The organism is Leeuwenhoekiella sp. W20_SRS_FM14 (assembly GCF_052119605.1).
Lineage (GTDB): Bacteria > Bacteroidota > Bacteroidia > Flavobacteriales > Flavobacteriaceae > Leeuwenhoekiella.
The window spans coordinates 1-4,578 of the sequence record NZ_JBGQOK010000014.1; the positions used below are offsets into that span (position 1 = coordinate 1).

Here is a 4,578-nt window from a genome sequence, read left to right on the forward strand (position 1 = left end):
CTCGCGGATTTTCTATTCGGTTTTTATTTGCTAAATTAGGTGTTTAAACACGCCACTAATCATACACAAGACCGTTGGCAACAAGCTGAAAAATGAAGTTCCTAAAGAAAAATAGAACAAAAAATTGGATAATTAAACTATTCAAACTGACTGACCAAAATTCAGCAGAAACGTTTGAAATGGAATCTAAAATTCTTTTCTGTATTGAACGAATTGAACAATTAACGGAACTTAAAGCAAAAACTTTTGGCATTAATTATCAATCAATCTATAAAACCAAAAGCGGATTTGAAAAAGCATTAAAATCTAATAAAGAATTGGTTTATTGCTTTGTCGATTTCGATTCTGAAAAAACCGAAACATATTTCTCAATTAACAATCAAATACTGAATCTAAATGAAAAACCTGAAAAAGAAACAATTGACTTTTCTCTTCAAATAAGCACAAAATATTGCGATATAGACTCAATTCTAGAATTAAATAGAGTTTTAATAAACGAATTAGATTTTGATTATGGATATACTACACAATTAGACTCGAATTATGACTCTGGAACTGAAAGAAAAATTAAAAAAGGATTATTTTCATCTTCAGTCAGTATTTTAGAAAAGGACCATATTTGGACTTCAACTAAAACCAATATTTTAAACGGAACAATAAAGAATCTATATTCAGTAAATTATTTGAACAAATCACATTTATCAAATTCCGAACAAAAGAAAATTATATCGGAATTTGGAAATTTAAGCAATATCAATAATCGGATTTACAAATGGGATTTAACTGATTTAGAAATAGAGAAACTAAAAAAGACAAGACGAACTGAATTGAAATTAGTTGAATAAAATAAAAGCCAGTTGCCAACACCGTATAAAATTAATTGCTAGTCCTCGCCTACTTACGAAAATGCTTGCGGATTTTCTATCTGGTGTTTATTAGCTAAAATAGGTGCTTAAACACGCCACTAATCTTATACATCAACGTTGTGTGTAAGCTGAAAAAAGAAAAATGAGTGCCGAGAAAATATATGTTCAACTCCTTGACGGTTCAACAGCTTGGGTACCGACCAAAGTGGACAAACTTGACCTGAATAGGTTTAAAATATTGGAAGATGGCGAGTACATTGACTTTCCTTTAAAGGAATGGCCACTTCACCTTTTTGAGTTTTGGCCAGGTGACATTGTGGAAACAGAGCCGCATAAATTCTCGGACGGACAAATCGGACAAGTTGCTTCAAAACTCATAGAACCCGGACTTTGGCCAGAAAGGAAATTTGCAGAGTTCAAATTCAAAGCAACTATGGGACAACTTAATCTCAATCAAGTAACAGCAGACAAGTTCAAGGACGAAATAAACAGAATTAAAACGGATAACTTGAAAGGTAAGTTTTTCTACCCTGCGCTTTTGGAAACAGTGAAAAAACTAGACGAACTGAATGAAAAAAATAAAAGCCTACACACAACAAAACCTATAAACAATACGGGCTTTGGGTTTAATCTGAAGGTTTGCGTATTTTTAAGAAGACCGCAAAATCTTATGGATTTTGCTCTGGACAAGAAAAAATAAATCAAAACAATAAGATTTCGCTATGTGCGTGGTGGAAAGTAAACGCTAGTTTGCCCCCGTACTGTTCATAGCTAAACCGTTAGCTGTAATTTAAACCAACCTTTGTGATAGAAAAAAAAGACATCGAAAAATTAATAGTTCAGAACAAGAAAAGTAATCTGAAAAACCATTGGAATGATGCATTTTTTTATAACACAATAAAATACAGTGGAGAAATCAAACCAAATGAACTTTTGATTTGGCGTTCCTCTCATTTTTTGCGTGGTGCATATCCTATTTTCCATTTGACATTTGACAGAAATAATAAACTGAACGGAATAAAAACGGAGAAAAACCCTTACCACAAACTGCTGAATAAAATAACAATTGGATTTTTAATTGTGTTGATTTCAGGTTTGTTCCTCACAACTGATTTTAAAATGGCAGTAATTGGAACAATCGGAATTTCAGTTATTGGACTTTTATTGCATTTGGTTTTGGGAAAAGCCAAGAAATACGAAACCAAACTTCTGACAGACGAACTGAAAGAAGCAATTGAAAATATAGAACAAGCAAATAATCCAGAACTAATTAATAAACCAAAATCGGAATCAAAAACAGAAAAGGTAAAAGAATGGACTTTTACGAAAGTTTTGACAAGACTTCTTCTCTACCCTTTTTGCTTACTGATTTTATGGTTTTCGATTACTGGATTTTTACCAGATGGAAAAACATTATATGGAATATTTGGAATAGTAGTCGCATTGGCTTACCCAATAGCTGACATACTACTGATATTCGGAAAAAATAAAAACTACAGCTAACAACGGCTATAATTCATTGCGGCTGAATTCCTAATCGGAATTCAACGCAATTTTGCTATCTTTCGGCTACGGCGGAAAGAATCCTGCGGATTTTTCCGCAACGAAATCATAGCCAAAACCGTTGTGCATAATTTACCAAAACCAAATAAAAATTGACATTTAAGGAAGTTTATAATCTGACAATTAAATATTATCCATCTGAAATTGATATTTCGGATGGAAAAATGGTTGAAAAAGGTGGCGGAAAATTTAAAAAGTTATCGGAATCGTGGAACGATGCAGAATTGAAAACGGAAAAGGAATCTGATTTTATCAAACTAATGGTTTGGGGCATTTTTTGCGGATATCATAAAAAAGCAATTGACAACTTTATGAACGGAAAAAAGACAGTTTCCTTGAATGAATTGGATATGGGATATTTGAAATACAAGTTTGAGGAAAGCCTACTGGATACGGAAGATGTTTATTACGCTGAATTGAGAACGGAATATAAAACTGAATAAAAACTATGCACAACACCGGCTATAGTCCATTGCTTCTGACTTTCCTCGCGGAAAGTCCTCGCAAATTTGCTGTCTTCGGTTTACGGCGGAAAATCCTTTCGGATTTTCACGCAACGAAACCATAGCCAAACACGTTAGCATACATTTGAATAAACAATGAGCATTTTAAAAAACATCTTGGGAAAATTCAATAAAAGTAACTTCGAAGGAGTACGAATTGAAAAACTAAAACCCTTTGAAGAAAAACGCGAAAAAACAACTGACACAGTATGGTTTTCGTCTCATAACATAGAAAAATGTATAATAGCAACCAAAAAATTAAATCTTGAATATATATTTCTACAAACGAAAACTATAGACTTTCTAAATGATAAAAGACTAAATCACGTAAAAGGAATTTACATACAATTTGAGATTGAAGATTTAACGCCACTATATCGTCACACACAACTTACTCACTTAGGAATAGCTGAAGACAATGGTAAAGAATTTGATTTCATTCATTTTAAAAATTTAATATACATAGGTGGTATTGGACCAAAAAAATATATAAATTTTGATAAACTAGTAAATCTTAAATACGCATACCTTAGAAATTACAATAAAAAAGATTTTTCAGAATTTAGTGAATTTAAAAATCTTCGAAGAATAGAGATTTATTCACTAAACTGTGAAAATTTCAATGGTTTATCTGGATTAGAAAACCTTAAGGAAATTAAGTTAGAAATGTGTCCGAGAATAACATCATTAAGTGGAATTGATGAGTCAAACAAAAATCTCGAAATAGTTCATTTAATTAGCAGCAAAAAACTTGTAGATGCCTCTACTTTATCAACTCTTCCAAAGTTAAGAGATTTGTATTTGTACAAAGTGGCAGAGTTAAACTCGTTAGATTTTTTAAATTCTTCAAATTCTATTCAAGAGTTATTCATTCATCCGGAAAACGTTGGTGTAAAAAGAGATGACTATTATCCTTTAATCAAAAAATTACAAAACATTGGAAAAATAGAACAGCTAAAAAAATGGAAGAAATTAGATGACTATGTGAACAACAAAATAGATTTATCTAAAAATCAGACTGAACCGTTATCTGAATTACAATCAATACTTAAATTTTCACCCATTAAAAATTGGATTGAAAAGTACGAAGACGGACTTGAGCAGTATACACCTGAAAACTGTGATAAAGGAGAAAAAATACTATCCAACTTAATTCAAAAACTCGAACAAAACAAAGGTCTAGACAATGATGATAAAGTTAGCCTTATTAAGTCTAGCGTTATAGAATTCAACCAATTAAATGACAGTTTAGATGGGTGTTTTATTGAAACAGGAGAAAGAGAAGAACTTTGTGAAATTTTTGACAACATAGCTGATGCGGTCGGAATAAACATACAAGAATATGAAGATGGAATAGCAAGTGAATGGCGAGATTGGTAAAAAACGTATGCTAACAACGTATATAGCTCATAGCTAAATAGTTGCTTAATCGAAGTTAAGGCATATTTGGAAAGTCGCCAAATTTTTAAATTTGACGATTTCCAATAAAAAAATAAATAGTAAAATTTAAAAATTCGGCTTGTGGCTTAACCGAAAAACAATCGCTAATTTGCACGCTACGAGCCATATACAAAACCGTTGTAAAACATTTGAGAAAATGCTCGAACAAAATAAAGAAATTGAAAAAGTAATTGAACGGAACATAA

General features: G+C 31.7%; 5 protein-coding genes. All 5 read left to right on the plus strand.

Going from position 1 to position 4,578, the window contains the following annotated elements:
• Positions 1–92 precede the first annotated feature (92 nt).
• The 5 genes from ACEN25_RS15785 to ACEN25_RS15805 all read left to right on the plus strand — a co-directional run bounded on the left by ACEN25_RS15785 (position 93) and on the right by ACEN25_RS15805 (position 4,312).
• Entirely contained in the window at positions 93–845 is a 753-nt protein-coding gene (locus tag ACEN25_RS15785) for a hypothetical protein (RefSeq protein WP_441803757.1), read from the plus strand.
• 163 nt (positions 846–1,008) lie between these two features.
• Positions 1,009–1,566, plus strand: a complete 558-nt coding sequence (locus ACEN25_RS15790; RefSeq protein ID WP_441803758.1) for a hypothetical protein — start codon at positions 1,009–1,011, stop codon at positions 1,564–1,566.
• 104 nt (positions 1,567–1,670) lie between these two features.
• Positions 1,671–2,369 carry a hypothetical protein gene (locus ACEN25_RS15795; RefSeq protein WP_441803759.1) on the plus strand — a complete coding sequence of 233 codons (699 nt, stop codon included), beginning with the start codon at positions 1,671–1,673 and terminating at the stop codon, positions 2,367–2,369.
• A 152-nt stretch (positions 2,370–2,521) separates the two neighbouring features.
• A complete protein-coding gene (locus tag ACEN25_RS15800; protein ID WP_441803760.1) occupies positions 2,522–2,872 on the plus strand; it encodes a hypothetical protein in 351 nt (116 codons plus the stop codon).
• Between the two features lie 156 nt (positions 2,873–3,028).
• Positions 3,029–4,312: a DUF5713 family protein gene (locus ACEN25_RS15805; protein ID WP_441803761.1), complete on the plus strand. Its 1,284-nt coding sequence runs from the start codon at positions 3,029–3,031 to the stop codon at positions 4,310–4,312.
• Positions 4,313–4,578 lie beyond the last annotated feature (266 nt).

Coding starts and splice junctions, on each gene's coding strand:
- ACEN25_RS15805 (WP_441803761.1), top strand. CDS start 3,029: ATGAGCATTTTAAAAAACATCTTGGGAAAATTCAATAAAAGTAACTTC.
- ACEN25_RS15790 (WP_441803758.1), top strand. CDS start 1,009: ATGAGTGCCGAGAAAATATATGTTCAACTCCTTGACGGTTCAACAGCT.
- ACEN25_RS15785 (WP_441803757.1), top strand. CDS start 93: ATGAAGTTCCTAAAGAAAAATAGAACAAAAAATTGGATAATTAAACTA.